Genomic DNA, 279 nt, shown 5'->3' with positions numbered 1-279 from the left:
GGTCGGTGATCGACCCAGAGGACTTGAGATGGATCTGGCTCACCCACACCGACTTCGACCACATTGGCGCGCTCCATCAGCTGCTCGAGGAGAATCCGCGTATCCGCGTCATCACGACCTTCCTGGGCGTCGGCATCATGAGTCTGACCGCGCCCTTGCCCATGGAGCGTGTCTTCCTTGTTAATCCTGGACAAGACATCACCGTGGGCGACCGAACTCTCACCGCGGTGAAGCCTCCGGTGTTCGACAACCCTTCGACCACCGGGTTCTACGACCAGA

1 protein-coding gene is annotated in these 279 nt (G+C 60.2%); it reads left to right on the top strand.

Annotation, left to right across the window (positions count from 1 at the left end; all coding sequences use genetic code 11):
- A partial coding sequence (locus MD536_RS21785; protein ID WP_239603881.1) for an MBL fold metallo-hydrolase occupies window positions 1–279 on the top strand: 279 nt, incomplete at both ends.

The organism is Flavihumibacter cheonanensis, assembly GCF_022352215.1.
GTDB classification, from domain to species: domain Bacteria; phylum Bacteroidota; class Bacteroidia; order Chitinophagales; family Chitinophagaceae; genus Flavihumibacter; species Flavihumibacter cheonanensis.
This window is presented reverse-complemented; position numbering and strand designations above follow the sequence as displayed.